Origin of the sequence: Pseudomonas sp. EL_65y_Pfl1_R83, from assembly GCF_963970695.1 — a bacterium.
Lineage (GTDB): Bacteria > Pseudomonadota > Gammaproteobacteria > Pseudomonadales > Pseudomonadaceae > Aquipseudomonas > Aquipseudomonas tritici.
Genome location: NZ_CAXAQI010000265.1, coordinates 1 through 513, shown reverse-complemented (window position 1 = coordinate 513; position 513 = coordinate 1). Strand labels below are relative to the sequence as shown.

The 513-nt window shown below is 66.7% G+C and carries 1 protein-coding gene; it reads left to right on the top strand.

Going from position 1 to position 513, the window contains the following annotated elements; translation table 11 throughout:
- The coding region (locus tag AACY08_RS28775) for a dihydroneopterin aldolase (RefSeq protein ID WP_339472484.1) at positions 1 to 296 on the top strand (296 nt) is incomplete at its 5' end.
- Positions 297 to 513 lie beyond the last annotated feature (217 nt).

The following is a 513-nucleotide window of genomic DNA, read 5'->3' as shown; positions in this document are numbered from 1 at the left end:
ATCCGCACGAACTGGCGGCGCGGCAGCGCGTGATCGTGTCGGTGCGGATGGAGGTGGTCTATCCCGCGCCGCCCGCCGAAGACCGGATCGATGCGGTGCTCGATTATGATTTCGTGCGCGCAGGCGTGCAGGCGCTGGTCGCCGACCGCCATTTCCATTTGCAGGAAACGCTGTGCGAGGCGATCGCGGCGCTGTGTCTTGCAGACCCGCGCGTCGAGCGCGTGACGGTGCGTACGTCGAAGCCGGACGTGTATCCCGATGCGGCGGTCGGGTGCGAGATTGTGCGCGGGCGGTAGCGCACATCCGGTCTTGTCCGATTGCCCCCGTTCGGGCTGAGCCTGTCGAAGCCCCCCCACAAGCGAGGATGTCGCCTGCGGAGGGGCGCTTCGACAGGCTCAGGGCGAACGGGGGCGCAGGGTACGATTCGTTTGAAACGCGATCGTGATCGAATCAGGCAGTAACCGGTGCCGCGTCACCACGCCGCTGGCTGAGATAAGAGGCCATCTCCGGGCC